At 54.9% G+C, this 15,103-nt stretch carries 17 protein-coding genes; 5 read left to right on the top strand and 12 right to left on the bottom strand.

What is annotated here, in order from left to right; all coding sequences use genetic code 11:
- The first annotated feature begins 113 nt into the window (after positions 1 to 113).
- Positions 114 to 287, top strand: a complete 174-nt coding sequence (locus ABEA08_RS14315) for a hypothetical protein (RefSeq protein ID WP_345336022.1) — start codon at positions 114 to 116, stop codon at positions 285 to 287.
- 150 nt (positions 288 to 437) lie between these two features.
- On the opposite strand, the gene ABEA08_RS14310 is transcribed toward ABEA08_RS14315, so the two are convergent.
- From ABEA08_RS14310 to ABEA08_RS14260, 11 genes are all read right to left on the bottom strand, one after another.
- Positions 438 to 923, bottom strand: a complete 486-nt coding sequence (locus ABEA08_RS14310; protein WP_345336019.1) for a VOC family protein — start codon at positions 921 to 923, stop codon at positions 438 to 440.
- Between the two features lie 274 nt (positions 924 to 1,197).
- A complete protein-coding gene (locus ABEA08_RS14305; RefSeq protein ID WP_345336018.1) occupies positions 1,198 to 2,172 on the bottom strand; it encodes a hypothetical protein in 975 nt (324 codons plus the stop codon).
- Between the two features lie 32 nt (positions 2,173 to 2,204).
- On the bottom strand, positions 2,205 to 2,915 hold the full coding sequence (locus tag ABEA08_RS14300) for a hypothetical protein (RefSeq protein WP_345336016.1): 711 nt from the start codon (positions 2,913 to 2,915) through the stop codon (positions 2,205 to 2,207).
- A gap of 685 nt (positions 2,916 to 3,600) precedes the next feature.
- Positions 3,601 to 4,812 (bottom strand): DUF790 family protein, encoded by a 1,212-nt coding sequence (locus ABEA08_RS14295; protein ID WP_345336015.1) that lies wholly within the window; start codon positions 4,810 to 4,812, stop codon positions 3,601 to 3,603.
- Positions 4,806 to 6,206 carry a DEAD/DEAH box helicase family protein gene (locus ABEA08_RS14290; protein WP_345336014.1) on the bottom strand — a complete coding sequence of 467 codons (1,401 nt, stop codon included), beginning with the start codon at positions 6,204 to 6,206 and terminating at the stop codon, positions 4,806 to 4,808. The genes ABEA08_RS14295 and ABEA08_RS14290 overlap by 7 nt, the downstream gene beginning before the upstream one ends.
- 114 nt (positions 6,207 to 6,320) lie before the next feature.
- Positions 6,321 to 6,752, bottom strand: a complete 432-nt coding sequence (locus ABEA08_RS14285) for a hypothetical protein (RefSeq protein ID WP_345336013.1) — start codon at positions 6,750 to 6,752, stop codon at positions 6,321 to 6,323.
- Positions 6,753 to 6,812: 60 nt separating this feature from the next.
- Positions 6,813 to 8,495 carry a flotillin family protein gene (locus ABEA08_RS14280; protein WP_345336012.1) on the bottom strand — a complete coding sequence of 561 codons (1,683 nt, stop codon included), beginning with the start codon at positions 8,493 to 8,495 and terminating at the stop codon, positions 6,813 to 6,815.
- A gap of 8 nt (positions 8,496 to 8,503) precedes the next feature.
- The gene (locus tag ABEA08_RS14275; protein ID WP_345336011.1) at positions 8,504 to 9,166 is read right to left on the bottom strand and encodes a YqiJ family protein; all 663 of its coding nucleotides are present in this window, start codon (positions 9,164 to 9,166) and stop codon (positions 8,504 to 8,506) included.
- Positions 9,167 to 9,832, bottom strand: coding sequence for a PspA/IM30 family protein (locus ABEA08_RS14270; protein ID WP_345336010.1), 666 nt, complete (start codon positions 9,830 to 9,832; stop codon positions 9,167 to 9,169).
- Between the two features lie 18 nt (positions 9,833 to 9,850).
- A complete protein-coding gene (locus ABEA08_RS14265) occupies positions 9,851 to 10,327 on the bottom strand; it encodes a hypothetical protein (protein WP_345336009.1) in 477 nt (158 codons plus the stop codon).
- 297 nt (positions 10,328 to 10,624) lie between these two features.
- On the bottom strand, positions 10,625 to 10,879 hold the full coding sequence (locus tag ABEA08_RS14260; RefSeq protein ID WP_345336008.1) for a hypothetical protein: 255 nt from the start codon (positions 10,877 to 10,879) through the stop codon (positions 10,625 to 10,627).
- 421 nt (positions 10,880 to 11,300) lie between these two features.
- Between ABEA08_RS14260 and ABEA08_RS14255 the strand changes: the two genes are divergently transcribed.
- The gene (locus tag ABEA08_RS14255) at positions 11,301 to 11,783 is read left to right on the top strand and encodes a GNAT family N-acetyltransferase (protein ID WP_345336007.1); all 483 of its coding nucleotides are present in this window, start codon (positions 11,301 to 11,303) and stop codon (positions 11,781 to 11,783) included.
- A 136-nt stretch (positions 11,784 to 11,919) separates the two neighbouring features.
- On the opposite strand, the gene ABEA08_RS14250 is transcribed toward ABEA08_RS14255, so the two are convergent.
- Positions 11,920 to 12,357: a nucleotide triphosphate diphosphatase NUDT15 gene (locus ABEA08_RS14250; RefSeq protein ID WP_345336006.1), complete on the bottom strand. Its 438-nt coding sequence runs from the start codon at positions 12,355 to 12,357 to the stop codon at positions 11,920 to 11,922.
- 128 nt (positions 12,358 to 12,485) lie between these two features.
- On the opposite strand from ABEA08_RS14250, the gene ABEA08_RS14245 reads away from it, so the two are divergent.
- The 3 genes from ABEA08_RS14245 (at position 12,486) to ABEA08_RS14235 (ending at position 15,092) form a co-directional block, all read left to right on the top strand.
- Positions 12,486 to 12,872, top strand: a complete 387-nt coding sequence (locus ABEA08_RS14245) for a hypothetical protein (RefSeq protein ID WP_345336005.1) — start codon at positions 12,486 to 12,488, stop codon at positions 12,870 to 12,872.
- 182 nt (positions 12,873 to 13,054) lie between these two features.
- Positions 13,055 to 14,011 carry a lauroyl-Kdo(2)-lipid IV(A) myristoyltransferase gene (gene lpxM, locus ABEA08_RS14240; RefSeq protein ID WP_345336020.1) on the top strand — a complete coding sequence of 319 codons (957 nt, stop codon included), beginning with the start codon at positions 13,055 to 13,057 and terminating at the stop codon, positions 14,009 to 14,011.
- Positions 14,012 to 14,156: 145 nt separating this feature from the next.
- Positions 14,157 to 15,092, top strand: a complete 936-nt coding sequence (locus tag ABEA08_RS14235; protein WP_345336004.1) for an LpxL/LpxP family acyltransferase — start codon at positions 14,157 to 14,159, stop codon at positions 15,090 to 15,092.
- Positions 15,093 to 15,103 lie beyond the last annotated feature (11 nt).

Here is a 15,103-nt window from a genome sequence, read left to right as displayed (position 1 = left end):
TTGTTTGTTTTCATGCCATCAGATTGACGGTATTGCGAGATCGTTCAAGCCTAAATTGAGCAAAATTTGTCGATCATCAATCGATCGCTGATCTCGCTGTCAACAGCGCGCGGGTGAACGGTTACGATCTGACTGAGGGCCTCAGCGCCGAGGATGGGATAGGCGATCTGGCGCCGGAAAGCCTAGTGTTTGTTGATGGCGCAGACAGCGCGACGGGCAACCCGCTGCTGTTGGTGGGGAATGAGATCAGCGGCTCTGTGACCGTGTGGGAGATCGGCGCGTACTAACGGCGCTCGCTGTTATGAGCTAGTTCAGTTGAATGTAAAAAAGGCTGCTTACCCATGGGTAAGCAGCCTTTTCTGTCTGGGGCACTTGGCTGGTGCGAGATCTGAACCGACGGCTATTGAGCGAGTGGACAGAAGCGCCCGCCGTTTCGCTCACTCGTACTCAGAGGAATAGGTTTCTGCGTAGGAGTGGGAGTACAGCTCGAACAGGTTACCGAACGGGTCTTCCAGGTACACCATCTTCGCGGGTTTGCTGTCGTCTTCGGGATGGTAGCGCATGATGTCCATACGGACCTTGCCACCAAACTGTTTGGTCTTTTCGATCACGCCTTCAAAGTCGTCGGTTTCCAGGCAGAAGTGGAAGATCCCGATGCGTGAAAAATCCACTTCGTGGCGCTCTTGACGATCTTTCATCTCGAACAGCTCAACGCCGATCCCATCTGTGGTCAGCAGGTGGGCGATATTAAACCCTTTGAAACCTTCGCCAAAGACGGCGATGCACATACGACCGATCGCGCTCTCACGCTCTTCGATGACTTCGCTCTTGCCCATAACAACTTTGAGGCCCAGCGCTTGGGTATAAAACTCAACCGCTTTGTCCATGTCGCCGACCATGATACCTACGTGGCTCATCTTCATAATTTACTCCTGATCTCGATCCGTAATACGTGATGCGTTGTTGATGAGGAGAGTATATGGAGGCGCCAGCATTGTTTGAAATTATCATTTGGAATTAATTTGATAATTCGACGTTATCGTCGTTGCGGCGATGCAGCGGTCAACAGATATGCATGACCGTCATGGGGCGAGGACACACAGCACCTCTCTTGCGTTCATGGGATGTGCGGCTATCAGTCTCAGGTGATGTGAACGCCGCCGCGAAAGCCTCACGTGGTGCTCATGGCATGTCTTCTTAGTAAATATCGAAACGTTCAGACAGCTGGATACTTGTGTCTTCGTTTACTTTGCTACATACGATGTAATCGTGGGTATTGTTAAATGGCAAAGCGGGCAGGGAGCCATTATTGCTTTGCAGTGCCTGTAGTATAAGCTTTGTGTGTTTGGAGTTCTGTTCGCTGGATAAACTCGTCCATATGACTTGGCTGCCGTTGCCTTGATATAAGATCTGCAGGCGCTGGGGTTGTTCCAATTTGTTTGGGCGCTTAATTTGATAGTGTTTTCCCTCTTTCACTGTTCCAACAGGAATAACGTTTACTTGCGGATTTTTCGTAGGGTTAATAATGTATATGATAGCTTGGTGATTTTGGATCTGTAGAATAAATGCTTGATTGTACTTGTTTTCTATTGTTACTTGGTGCCAGTTGCTCTTGGCCACAGCGAAGTAGTTTTTGGCTTTTAATAACGGGAGTTCCACCCCCTCTTTAACCTGTCTGTAATCTAAGTTTTGCCTTGGGGTTGATGGCATACTGACACTTAAAATCCACATTTGAACGGTTGCATTTGAAGCTGTTGATATTGAGATAGATACTGTCGCTGTATCATTCCCTGAAACGAGCACCACAGAAGCGGGTCCTTGAGCATTTTTAGTGCCTGGAATCGTCATGTTCTCTGGAAGTTGAGAATTACTCCAGACCAATGATATCGGTATGTCGTGATCTGATGCAGAGGCGTTATAAATAATGACCGCGTAGAGTTGCCCTTGCTTCAACGACGTACAAGTAGCGGTTTGACCATAGTTTAACTCTAACAAGCGGCCATCATCCCATCCTATGATACCAGCCTCAAGATCCGAATTCTCAGCATAAGCGTCAATGGGCAAACGTCCGGTAGACACACCACAAAGAAGAAAGCCGATACTGGTTTTTATCAGCTTTCTTCGAACGTGACTGACTGGTCGTTGCTTCGTCTGCATGACAAGCTTTGACATTATCTAATCATGGTTGCTGTATTAAAGCGGAATTACAAATACTGCGCCACGATGGTTGAGCTGGATGAGTTTTGCTGACTGTCAGCATTCATCCAAACTTTCTGACGACCATTACCTTGATCTTCATACATAATTGTTTGAGGCTGCCCACTGTCTGCCTTTACAATTTTGTAGTCGGTATCGATTTTTACGGTACCGACAGGCACGATCGTATTGCCGGGATCGGCTACAGGATTATTGATAAATACGGTAGCAAATGATTCGGTAAATTGTACGGAAATAAACTGGTTTTGCGGGCTATTTAAAGTCAATTGATACCAACGGCTTTCCGGAACTGCATAGTAGCGATCACGCGTACCGTAAGCTTGAGTTTGACCATCGATTGGCAATTCCATGTTCTCAATGCCAGAAGTATTTGTTGGCATTCCGACGCTACCCAACCAAGCATCTACTTTTGAACCCGATTGCTGGCTAGTTATAGAAATAGAAACAGTCTGAGAGTTGCTTCCTGAGATCAATGCTAATGCAGCGAGCCCCTTGTTACCAGTCGTACCAGGTACCGTTACTTTCTTGGGCGCATAATTGTTACCGATATTTACGTTGACGATAATGTCGGCATCTTCACCCGCACCATTATATAGAAATACTGCGTAGAGTTGACCTTGTTTTAGTGTCTCACAAACCGCCGTATCACCACCAGATAAGCTAATGCTTTGGCCACCGTTCCAATCAATTGTGCTCATAGCTAAATTCCCTTCTAACCAAATTAATTCCATAGCACTGTAGAGCTCCGCTCAAGTATTACTGTTGCAAGGAAGCCTTACGTGCATCTCAACATCGTTAGTCGATGCACAGCAAAGTTAGAGGTCAGCATGAGATTTGTAAAGTTATCATGGAGTGATTTGTAATAACTGGCTAATCAATGGCTTATTAAAAACACAAATCTCTGTGGTTTTCCCGCAGTCATAATCCTATGTGTTTTAACTACTTGTTTTTCATAGTCATGTTAAGAGTGATTTTCCGTATAAAACAGGACATTTGAAATTTTTTGCTCATTGCGAACGAGTGAATGCTTAACCCCAATTTCACTCAAACTTTAAACTTGTTGTTGGCGATTTTAACGGATGCGCAATTACACATATTTTCCAATGTAAAATATGACAGTGTGACTGAAGGAAAACACATTCATAAAAATTTATTATAATTAGACTATTTTCGAAGCAGGCAGTGGTAAATAGGAGTGTCGGCGTTCGGTTCGAGCAGGGTAATTGTGTCTTTCCCCTGCGGAAACTGAGATGTAGGTTGTTATAGGTGTTGCCGAGGGAGCGTCATGTTGGTGATGGCTTACTTTTTGTAAAAGCCCATGATTGCCGGAACGAACCGGCAACCGAATTGGGAACAATGTTGCCTTTGGCGCGGTAATGGATATCAAAAGCCTACTGATTGATCAGACTCACGTGCTAAGTAGCCGTCCAGTGTTTTCTTGAGACGGCTGACGGTCGGGTATTCGCTGAACAGGAAGTGGCGGTTGTTATCGAGGCTGTCGATGGAGTCTTGCCAGTCGCCTTTGAGTAGGAAGCGGTCGATAGCGAGGATCAGCGGCTCCTTCATTTTCTCGAGCTCTTCAAGGCGTTGAGTCAGCGGCCCGCGGTGCCAGCGATGAAAGATCTCTAGGTAGACGATGACGCCTGAGCGGTGCTGCAGGGTAAAGTCGGGAAAGATCAGTCGGCCTTTGGGCCGTTTCAGAAACGGAGATTCGGCCACAAAGTGCCAGTCTTCGACGGTGTCGGCAAAGTGTTTGGCAAACAGCTTCACTTCTTCCGGGACGTAGGCGGACATATGGCGGTAGTGGCTGATCAACTGCGCGCTTTCGTCCAGTTTGAGGGTTTTGACCGCCCGCTTGGGCTGCACCTTGGCGCTGATCTGCCACTGCTCCAGCAGGCAGATGATGGGGAAGAAGGAGGCGATCTGCAGGCCGTATTTGCGCGAACCTTCCAGCAGAGACAGTGGACCGTCGATCACCACCGTGGTTTTGTCTTTGCTTTGTTTGATCTCGGCCAATAGGCGAAAGAACTTCAGGCATTTAAATATCCGGCGCAGATTGGCGGCTGACATGTCATTGGTGGTGAGGGTTAGCGATTGGGTGGAGAGTAGCAGCGCCTGGACTTGTGCCATGTTGTAGCGCTGCAGCAACTGTCGCGGTGTGAAGCTTTTGATCCGGGTGAGCTGTTCAAAGGCGGGCAGATCGGGATAGAGCGGGGTGTCGATCACTTGTTGACTCTGGGCGGCGACGGCATCGCGATATTGCTGCAGCGTTTGTGGCGCGGTGCCTTTCAATTGTGCCGCGGCTGCGGTGAGGATAGCGCTGCGGCGCGGGCCGGCGTTGTCTTCGGCCAAGGTGAAGTTGGCGTGATCGAGCAGGATCTTATACAGGCCTTTGGCAAACTTCAGATCGGCTTGGCCCTGCAGGTAGAGCTCGGCTTCGGTTTCTATCGCTTCGCGGGTCTTGCCGCTATCGGCGTCGAAGATAGCCAGAAGTTGTTCGGCGAACTGCAATAAGGGCGGCGCATCCACGTCGATAAAGTGGGGGATGATCCGGGTGGATTTGAGGCTGTAGGACAGCAGATCTTTGGTCAGCATTGGCGCCCCTGCTCTGTGGGTTGGTTCGGTGCGGCCTCGTAGGCTTGATGTTGGCGACGGCGCTCGGAGATGTTCATCTCTGAGGTGCCGGCGCTGACCAGCTCATACAGGCGCGCCTGTTTGTCGGCGGAGGGCCGTAGGATCCGGCCTAAGCGCTGGACGTGCTCGCGTACCGAGCCGGAGCCTGAGACGATGATCCCGACGCTGGCTTCGGGTACGTCGATCCCTTCGTTGAGCACCTTACTGGTGACCAGTACGGTCAATTCGCCCTGACGAAAGTGCTCCAGAAAGCTTTTTCGCTCGGCGGCTTTGGTGTGGTGGGTGATCACCGGTAATAGGAAGCGTTCGCCGATCTCATAGGCCAGCTTATTCAAGGCGGTAAAGATGATGATCCGCTCGCCCCTATGCTGGTTGATCAGCTCCCACAGTTTGTCGAATTTGGCGGCGCTGGCGGCGGCGATCTCCTTTTGGGTCCGATACGCTTGCAGCACCTCGCGGCCATCCGGGGCTTGGGTGCAGCAGCGCAGGAAATTGGCCCAGCCATAGGGGGAGGCGAAGCTGATCCGGTGGCTGCGGACGAAGTCCAGATAGCGCTGGCGGTTTTGCTGGTAGGCGGCGGATTCTTCGGTGGTCATGGGGACGTCGATCACTAAGGTCTGGTATTGGGCCAGGACGCCGTCATCGAAGTCGTGGATGTCGCGTCGGTAGATCTCCTCGCCGATCAGCCGGTACAGATGGTGCTCGCCGTTGTCGGTGCGCTCGGGCGTGGCGGTCAGCCCGAGGCGGTAGGGCGCCGGACTGAGCTCGGCGGCTTGGCGGTAGATAGCGCCGGGCAGGTGATGGCATTCGTCGAACACGATCAGGCCAAACTTATCGCCGATGTATTCCATCATCAACACGGCGGAGTCGTAGGTGATGACGGTGATCGGCTGCAGCTCCTTGCTGCCGCCGCCGTAGACGCCAATGGGCTGCTGGAAATGTTGCTCCAGTTGGCTGGCCCACTGCACCATGAGATCGATGGTGGGCAGGACGATCAGCGCGGGTTGACGGCAGCGACGGATCGCTTCGACGGCGACGATGGATTTGCCAACGCCGGTGGGCAGGATCACCAATCCTCGGTGCTGGTTGGCTTGCCAGCGCTCGACGGCTTGCTGCTGATAGTCGCGTAGGGTGACGTCGAGTTGCGCCGGTACGGTAAGCGGTTCGAGATCAAACACCTGATCGTCGAGTTCGCCCAACGACGCCAACTGCGCTTTCACCGCAGGGTAGGTCCAGGCGGGCGCGCGCCACGCATCGACCCGGCTGTCGAACACCAGATGTTCTACGTGCTGGTGGAGCAGGGCGGACGTATCGCCGCTGAGCAGCAGTGAGCCCGCATCGAAGTTCAGTTTCATCGTCGCTTATGCCAACCGAAAAGGGCCGATAGTAGTGGTTTTTTAAGTGATTTTACAGCGCATTGAGGTGCGCTGGTGTCAGATAAGCCTGCGCGTGGTGCTGTCGGCACCGGGCTAGGTATGGTGCGTCAGGCCCTGTTGCAACCTGCGCTGGAGTTGTTCGGGTTGATCGGTGCCCAGCAGCAGGGTGCGACCATCCTTAAGGTGCAGTTTGACCGCGTGGCGACCGGAGACATTGTAGAGCCAGCCATGAGGGGTTAGACGGATCCCCCAGCCATACCACCATGGGGTTTGGCGCGTTTCTACCTGTACGATCTCGCTGAGGGCGAGCCGCTTGGTCCAGAAGCCGAAGCTGAAGTGCCAGGTTAAGGAGGTTGAGGTTAGGGTCACCGTGAGACTGGAAAACAGCAGGAGTACTAACGCCAGGAAGGCGATGACGGCGCCTGCCAGCCCGGTCGAGCTGGGCACCTTGAAGGCGATGGCGGCGATGGCGAGCCCGAGTACGGCGACGATCAGGTAGCCGGGTTGTCGATGACGATAGCTCATGAAGCTCTCCTTGCTGTCGGTCATTGAAAAGCGGGGCACCCGAGCGATGCCCCGCGGCGTTTATTGCTTGGTGTCGGTCAACCCTTCGATCCCATTCTCTAGGCCACACTCTTTGAGCAGGCTATCGACCAACGGCGCTTGGGCGCGATGCTTGAGGGCGCTGTTGACCAGGGCTTCGGGCAAGCTGGCGCTTTCGCCTGTGCTGTTGCCGGGCGCGGCCGGCGTGCTGGGGTTCAGCCCTTCGATGTTGATGATCTTCATGCCGTCGATCCGCTCCATCGGCTTAACGCTCTCGCGGATGATGTTCGGCAGGGCGCCATGCAGGCTCAATACTCGTTTGAGGGCCACTTGGCTCTCGGACAGGGCGTTGAGGGCTTCGTTCATCAAGCGGGTGCCTTCGGCGTCGATGCGGTATTGCTCCTGGTTGGCCTCGGCTTGGATCTTGATGGCGGTGGCCTCTGCGTCGGCTTCGATCTTGCGGGCTTCGGCACGATCCTCGGCGGCGGCTTTGTCGGCCTCGGCGGAAACCTTGATGCCGGTGGCCTGACGTTCGGCCTCTTTCTGCGCGGCGATGATCTCGATCTGTTTATCCCGCTCGGCTTTTTCGACTTCTCGGGCGGTGACAACCTCCTCTTCCGCACGCACGGCTTGGGCGCGCGCTTGGTTGGCCTCTTTGTCGGCCAAGGATTGCTGCTGCGATTTCTCGGCAACGGCAATGGCGCGTTCCTGCTCGGCTAACTCGACCGCTTTCAGGCGCTGAATGTCTTGCTCTTTGAGCAGGCGATCCCGCTCGATCTCCTTGGTCTGAATGTCCTGCTCTTTGGCGATCTCGGCGGATTTGGTCTGCTGCTCGGCGGCAATGCGGGCCTGTTCGACCTGACGCTCGGCGGTGATCGCTGCCTCTTGTGCCTCGCGCTCGCGATTGTGTTGCTGCTCGGCGATCAGGGCTTTTTGCTCCGCTTCACGGATGGCCAGCTCGCGTTCTTGCTCCAGCTGGGAGTAGCGTTTTTGTTTGTCGATCTCGAGCTTGTCCTGGGTGGCGCCTAGGTTCTTACGCTCGATCTCAACCGCGGTTTCCTGCTCGATGTCGTTGATCTCTTTGCGCCGCGCTTCGGTTGAGCGGGTCATCTTGGCCAGACCTTCGGCATCGAACACGTTGTCTGAGGTAAAGAACTCTTTCTTGGTCTGGTCCAACCCGGTAAGGGATACCGACTCCAACTCCAGGCCGTTTTTAAGCAAGTCCTCACTGACGACCTGTTGTACCTTCTGCACAAACTGGGCGCGCTGCTCATGCAATTCATCCATGTTCATTTCGGCAGCCACCGAGCGCAGTGCGTCGACAAACTTACCTTCGATCATGTCCTTTAGGGCGTCTGGATCGAGCGTACGGCGGCCCAGTGTTTGGGCGGCATTGGCGATGGCGTCGAGATCGGGCTTTACCCGCAGATAGAATTCCGCCAGCACGTCGACCCGCATGCGGTCTTTGGTGATCAACGCCTGGATCTCCTTGCGGGATACTTCCAGACGCAGGGTGTTCATGTTGACCGGGATCACCTCGTGCAGCACCGGCAGAACCACGGCGCCGCTGTTCATGATCACCTTCTGACCGCCAAAGCCGGTCCGGACGAAGGAGAGCTCTTTCGAGGCACGGGTGTAGAGACGGGAAAAGATCAGTCCCGATACCAGCAGGGCGACGAAGGCACTGCCGACGATGACGAGAACAAACTGCAGATCTGCGCTCATAAGTCCATTTACTCCATTGATTGTAAGTGATTACTTTTTGGGGGTATTCCCTTGAAATTTTGACCGTCAAACTCAGTCAGCAGCACGGATTCGCCTTGGTGGAAGGCCCATTGCTCGTTGTCTGGTTCGATCATGATGTAATGCTGGGTGCCGAATTTGTCTTTGACCCGGGCTTGGGCCGGGGAGCGGACTTCGGCAATGCCGACGGTGATCACGCCGACGCTGCCGATGAGCTGCTCTAGGCTGATCGCCTCGGAGCGGTCGTTGATGAACACGCGGGCGATCTGCTTGTTGGCGGCGCGCAGCAGCGGCAGTGAGGCCAACGTGGCGGGTATGGCCACCAAACTGCCCGGTGCGAGCCAGCCGGTGAGCTGCCACAGGCTGTATTGCAGGATGTAGCCGCAGATCCCAAACAGGGTCAGAAACAGCACCAAGATCATCAGCACCGGCACCTTGCCGATCATCAACCAGCCCAACACGCTGGTGAGGACACCGCCGGAAACCTCCAGCCCATCCGGGGCGAGATCGATCTCCGGTAAAAGCGCATCGATGGCGGAGGAGATCCCAAACCCGAGTACGCTCGCCACCCCTTCAAACAGCGCGATCAGCCCCATCAGCGACAGGGCGACGATAAAGGGGGTGTTTTGCTCGGCAAACAGAAACTCGAGCATTTAGGACTCCTGGGTGTCCAGCTTGGCGCGCGCCAGCCGCTGGGCGATTGCCGACTGTCGGGCCAGGGATTCGAGCTCTTGCAGTTTGGCGTGATCCTTGGGTTGCGCGTTGGGCTCGATCCCGGTCTGGCGCGCCATGATCCGATCAAACGCGGCTTCCGCTTTATTGGCGGCGTGCTCGGCGCTGCCGGTGGGCTCGGTGTGGGCGGTTGTCGAGCTTTGTTGCTGAGCTTGTCGGAATGCCTTAAGGGCGTCTTGCATCTCGCGCCGCTTGGCCTGCAGCGCCTCGATATAGCCTTCGGTCTCTTTCAGATCGGCATTCTTCTCATCCAGCACTTTTTGCAGCACCGGCAGCTGCGCTTCGATGTCCATCTGACGGGCGATGGCGGCCTCGGCCAGATCATCCCGGCCTGCGCTCAAGGCAACCGCCAGTTTCTCGGCCAGATCATCGTGCTCGTTAGAGGCGGACTGATATTGTTTGGCGGCTAGGTGTTTTCCGGCTTCCAGTTTACCCAGCTCCAGGCGCAGCTCGTCGGTGGCTTGTTCCATCTCACGGATCGCGCCTTCCATGGCCAACTCCGGGGCGGCGTTCTCTACGCTGTCCACCAATGAGTTTGCCGAGGCGGAAACCAGGCGTGAGATCCGGCTGAAGATCCCTTCATTCATGATGATGCTCCTTATCGATTATTGCGGTACGGGCGCGTCTGACGCGACGTGCTTGAGGTAGTGTTGTGCCAAGCCGGCAAGGCTGGCCCGGGCTTGGCTGAGCGACTCCGAGCCCGGGCAGGGATCGGTCAACGTCAGGCGCAGTAGGGTATCCAGCCAGGCTTCGCTGGCGCGGAGGATCTGAGCTTCGCTGTCTGCGCTGTCTTGCTGCGGGAGCAGTGCCGGCGCGATGAGGGCGGGCAGATGCACGGACAGTTGTTGCAGCAGTGGCGTCGGTGTGGTTTGCGCGGCGAGGTGTTGCCGCAGAGGCGCCATTAGCTGATCGGCCAGCGCCAGCGCTTGTTCCTTGTTGCGTTGGCCTTCGGCGTAGAGTTTGGCAAAGCTGATTAGTTCACGCAGCTTTTCGCTTTGGGTGGTGGCGCCGTTCCATTCGATCCCCATCAGGAAGTCGTAGTCGGCGTCATCGAGCCGAGCACTAACCGGATGTTTCCGCATAAGTCGCTCCTTGCTTAACAGGCTGTATACATATGTAGACATACTTTTAGCAAGTGGGCAAGTGGTTTGGTTAATAAGAAACCATGTTTGTTGCAGTGAGCGGATGCGGGCAAGGCTTGAAGGGGTTGCCGAGCTCCTGCAGGAAGCTGCAGCGTGGGGGCGAGCGTGCGGGATCGAAAGCGAGGGGTGATGCCAGGTTAATTTATGGGCTGTGCGGTGGGAGATTGTTTGCGCTTGGGCGATCCAAGCTGGCTTGGATCGCCTCTGGCTATTGCGGCCAGGATCTCTGAGGCGCGTTTATCGCCTGCCCAGTCGCGACCGCAAAATGTGGTCGGCTGAGATAGGGATCATTTGGCTCTCTGTTGTCGGCTTGGGCGGGTTGCGGCGTTCAGCCAACTGCGCCATTCGGCGCTGGCGATCACGTTCGGAGCGTTTCTCTTTCATCTGGATGTAGCCTTTATAGGCCATCATGGCGATGAATAACCAAGGCAGTACTTTGACTGGTAGCACCATGGTCAGAATAAAGGCAAGAAAAGCAATGTCATATTCCATGCGCTGAGATCCGAAGTGAGTGCGCCCTAAGGGGGGGTATTGTTGTGGCCAAATGGTACCAGTTTGTGAGCTCTGGTTACCCGCAAGTTGCGCGCAGCGTGATCTGGATCACGCTGCGGCCAGGATTGAGCTGTCCACTGGTCGTTGTTTTATCTTTTTATCGTTTGTTTTTTGCGTCGACGCGCGGAAAGTATCGGTTTTGAATAATGTGGTCAATGGCTTCGGAATATCTTGTCGGTTTGAATTGATTTTCCTTACGTTAGGTAGGGTTTGTTTGATTTTTGTGGCATTGGTCGCAAGTGGGGGGCAGGTGTGGGTGCGACACCTCACATTGGCGCCTTGGTGTGACGAAAATGTTTGAGATACTTCGTGCTATTGTGTTTGATTGGTGTGGGTGGTGATCGATTAAGCAAGGGGATTTATGAGCTTTGAGTTACGTCCTATTGAGGTGGTGGATAACGTTGAGATCGCGAAGATCATCCGTTTGGCTTTGACCGAATTTGGCGCCAATCAACCGGGCTTTGCTTGGGCCGACCCAGAATTAGACGCGTTAAGTGAAGTGTATTGTCAGGAAGGCAGCCATTACTTAGTGGTTGAGCGCAAGGGCAAACTGCTGGGCGGCGGTGGCGTGGCACCTTATCCATGCCATTTGGAGTCGGTTTGCGAGTTGCAAAAGATGTACTTGTCGCCCGGGGCAAGGGGGCTGGGCGCGGGTCGATCACTGGTGGCTAGGTTGATCCACTACGCACGTCAAAGCGGTTACGCGTATTGCTACTTGGAGACCTACGGACCGATGACGCAAGCCCAGCAACTGTATCGCAGCTTGGGGTTTCGCGAACTGGACGCGCCTTGGGGATGCAGCGGGCACAGTGGGTGTGATCGCTGGTATGCCATGCGTTTGTGAGCGCCGGTGCGGGCGGTAGCGAGCGGGCGCTAAGGGCGGATAGCGTTGGTGGGTTTCACCGTGTCTGCTGGCGGCTCCTTTTTCACTGACTCACGCATGGCGATACGCTCGATAGAGCGGGCAGAACCGCACACCTTTACGTGTCCAATGGCCGATAAAATTGTTGGGAAAGGTAACACTCGATGGATTGACGACTGGCGTCAAAATGCGGCTGCGGCAGTGGGCTGTGGGGATCGAACCAATGCCAGCCGGCACACTTATCGGGCTCCAGATTGCTGGGCTGCGCACCATTATGGTGTGCCAGCAGGCATACCGAGATGGAGTGCACCCCTTCTTGTTGATACGTCTCTAGGTTATTGGTGACGGCGATAACTTGCGGTGCTTCTATCTGTAACCCGGTTTCTTCAGCCATTTCACGAATGGCACACTGCTCAAATGTCTCGCCCAGCTCTAGGTGGCCGCCGGGGATAGACCAATAGGGGGCGTGACTGCCGCGCCGTTGGCCTAGTAAGATCTTGCCATCATGGCGGCGTAGGATGATGCCGATGCCGACACGGGGACGATGAGTGCGCATTTGGGATCCGTTATGGGCGAGTCGCCGCATTGAGTTGAATTCGAACGGTTCAGTGGTACTCTGTTTACGGTGGCAAGATAAAATTGTCAATCGTTTTGCAATCATCACCGAGCAAGGAGGCGAAGTGAATGTTGGCTAAACATTTTTATGAGGCGAAGCCTTTCGCACTGTTGTCCGTAGGGATCTTTTTGATCACTTGGTTCCCACTGGGCAGTATGGGCCAATTGTTCTCGTTGTTGCTGTTTTTTTGCGGTGCGACGATTTGGGTTATGCGCTCTGAATACCGTCGGCAAGATAGTGACGCCCGCGGTGGGATATGGCCTGAGAGCGTTTATGAATTTCTCCCCTTTGTTCACGTTGCGTCGGCCGCTGGGATGGTGTCGTGGCATCCGCCCCTGTTTTGGCTGTTTGTTGCGGTGCTGCTGGGGGGGCGAGGACTCTACACTTGGTTGATGCGGATCCGCTATCGCAGCCACCGCCGCGTGTTTGCTTATGGATCTGCGCTCGGTTATTAGGGGGGCCGATGGGCGCCTCGGTGCAAACCTCGTCCGACCTGATAGATCACAGGCTAGCGGCTTTACGCTTGCGTTCGGGTCTTGAGTGGCTAGACTACTGCGCCTTAATGACGTTGTTTTTTCTGCTGTGTTTGGTGTTTTAGACCTGCAGCAGGTGCAGTAGGAGAGCTGATTTGGCGTCTGTGACCTCTGATCACCATCAACCCCACTTTCAATGGTCTTTTCTGCATCCCCGCTATTGGGGGTTGTGGTTGGGCTTGTTGTTCGCGCTGTTTCTGGCTTTTTGGCCATCTCGATTACGCGATCGGTTTGCGGCCTGGCTGGGTCGCAGCGTTGGACGTCGTTCGCGTGGCGCGCGCTTTCGCGCACGGGTTAACCTGAAAACCTGTTTCCCTGATTGGGACGAACAAACGGTCGAGCAGACCTTGGATCGGATGTTTGAACGGGCCGCGCAAGTGATGTTGTCGACGGGAACGCTGGCGGTACGCAGCCCGCGTTATCTGGAGCGGCGAATAAAGTTGCGTGGTGAGGAGCATCTGCAGCCGTTATTGGATGCGGGCAAGCCGGTGGTATTAATGGTGCCGCACAGTTGGGCCATTGAGTTTCCCGGTGTGCTGATCGCGTCTCGGGGCCATCGCTGGACGACCATGATGAACCCCAATCCGAACCCGATGTTGGATTGGATGATGTTGTTGGGCCGCAACCGTTTTCAAGGCAAAATGTATACCCGCAAGCATGGCATAAAAGCGATGCTTGCGGCCTTGCGCGACGGCCATACGGCGTATTATTTGCCGGATCAAGATCATGGCATGGCCAAGAGCGAATATGTCCCGTTCTTTGCTACATACAAGGCCACGCTGCCGGGTTTGGGTCGGATGATCGAGGCGACCGGGGCGGTTGTGGTGCCTCTGTTTGCAACCTATAACCCGGAAACCGGCTTGTATGAGGGTCATATCCGCCCGGCGATGTTGGATCTGCCCAGTGGCGATCCTGCGGTTGATGCCCGGCGCATGAATGAGGAGCTCGAAGCGATGATCGCCCCCCACCCGGAGCAGTATATGTGGATCTTGAAGATCCTGCGTAGCCGGCCGGAGGGAGAGATCGATCCCTACACTTTGGCCAAGCGCGCTCAGTCGTAAGCGTAAACCGGATAAATATCGAATTATCGGCCCGCCGTTGTGCGGGCCGAGTTGTATTCGTGGCAGAGAGGATGGCTGTTGCAGTTGTTAGGATTGCGTTAAGGTAAGGGTAATAAAAGCAAAAATATAGCCAGGACGGCCAGGGATGACCTCACCTCATTCTGCACAAAGTTATCACGTTAATTTCACGTTAAAGATGCTGGCGCCGGTACACTGGCCGGCCTGGCTTGCCGTAGCGGTGTTGGCAGTGCTGGCCTTTATGCCTTTGCCGGTGCGTCAGTGGCTCGCTTATGGGTTGGTTCGGCCGCTCAAGTGGCTGTGTCGTAAACCGATCCGGATCTCTAGGCGAAATTTGTCCGCGTGTTATCCCCATTTGAGCGAGAAGGCGCGTGAGCAGATCCTACACCGGCTGTTGCACTGCTTTGCTTGCACCGTGGTGGGTATGGGCGAGTTGGCTTTGCGTCGTCGTGAGTACCTCGCGCAGCGGATCGAGATCCAGGGGATCGAGCATCTGGATGCGTTGCGACATGCCCGCAAACCAGTGGTGTTTTTGGTGCCGCATATGTTTGCATTGGAGTACGCGGCGGCGGGGTTGGCGATGACCGGGCTGCCGATGATCGGTATGGTGAAGCACCACCGCAGCCCGGTATTCAATTGGTTTGCCTGTCGGCAAAGGCTGCGTTTTGGTGGGACACTCTACCACCGGAATATGGGGATCGGCGCTATTGTGCGTTCGTTGAAGCAGGGCAACAGCTTGTTCTATCTTCCGGATCAGGATCATGGCAAAGAGCAAAGTGAGTTTGCGCCCTTTTTCTCCTGCCAAAAAGCCACCCTACCGGTGATCAGTCGGATCGCACGATGCTCTGGGGCCGAAGTGGTACCGCTGAGCGTCGGGTTCGTGGGTAATAAGGTGCAACTGCAGTTGGACGCCCCCCTGCAGATGGAAGGGATGGATAAGCTGGCTGAGGCCCATTTACTCAATCGGCAGATGGAGCGATTGATCAGCCGCCATCCGGATCAATACATGTGGTTTCTAAAGATCTTAAAGAGTCGACCGGAGGGGGAGGCCGCACTCTATTAAGTCGTCCTTTG

This window comes from Ferrimonas pelagia (assembly GCF_039543565.1).
GTDB lineage: Bacteria > Pseudomonadota > Gammaproteobacteria > Enterobacterales > Shewanellaceae > Ferrimonas > Ferrimonas pelagia.
The sequence above is the reverse complement of the archived record's forward strand: the minus strand, read 5'-3'. Positions and strand labels throughout refer to the sequence as shown.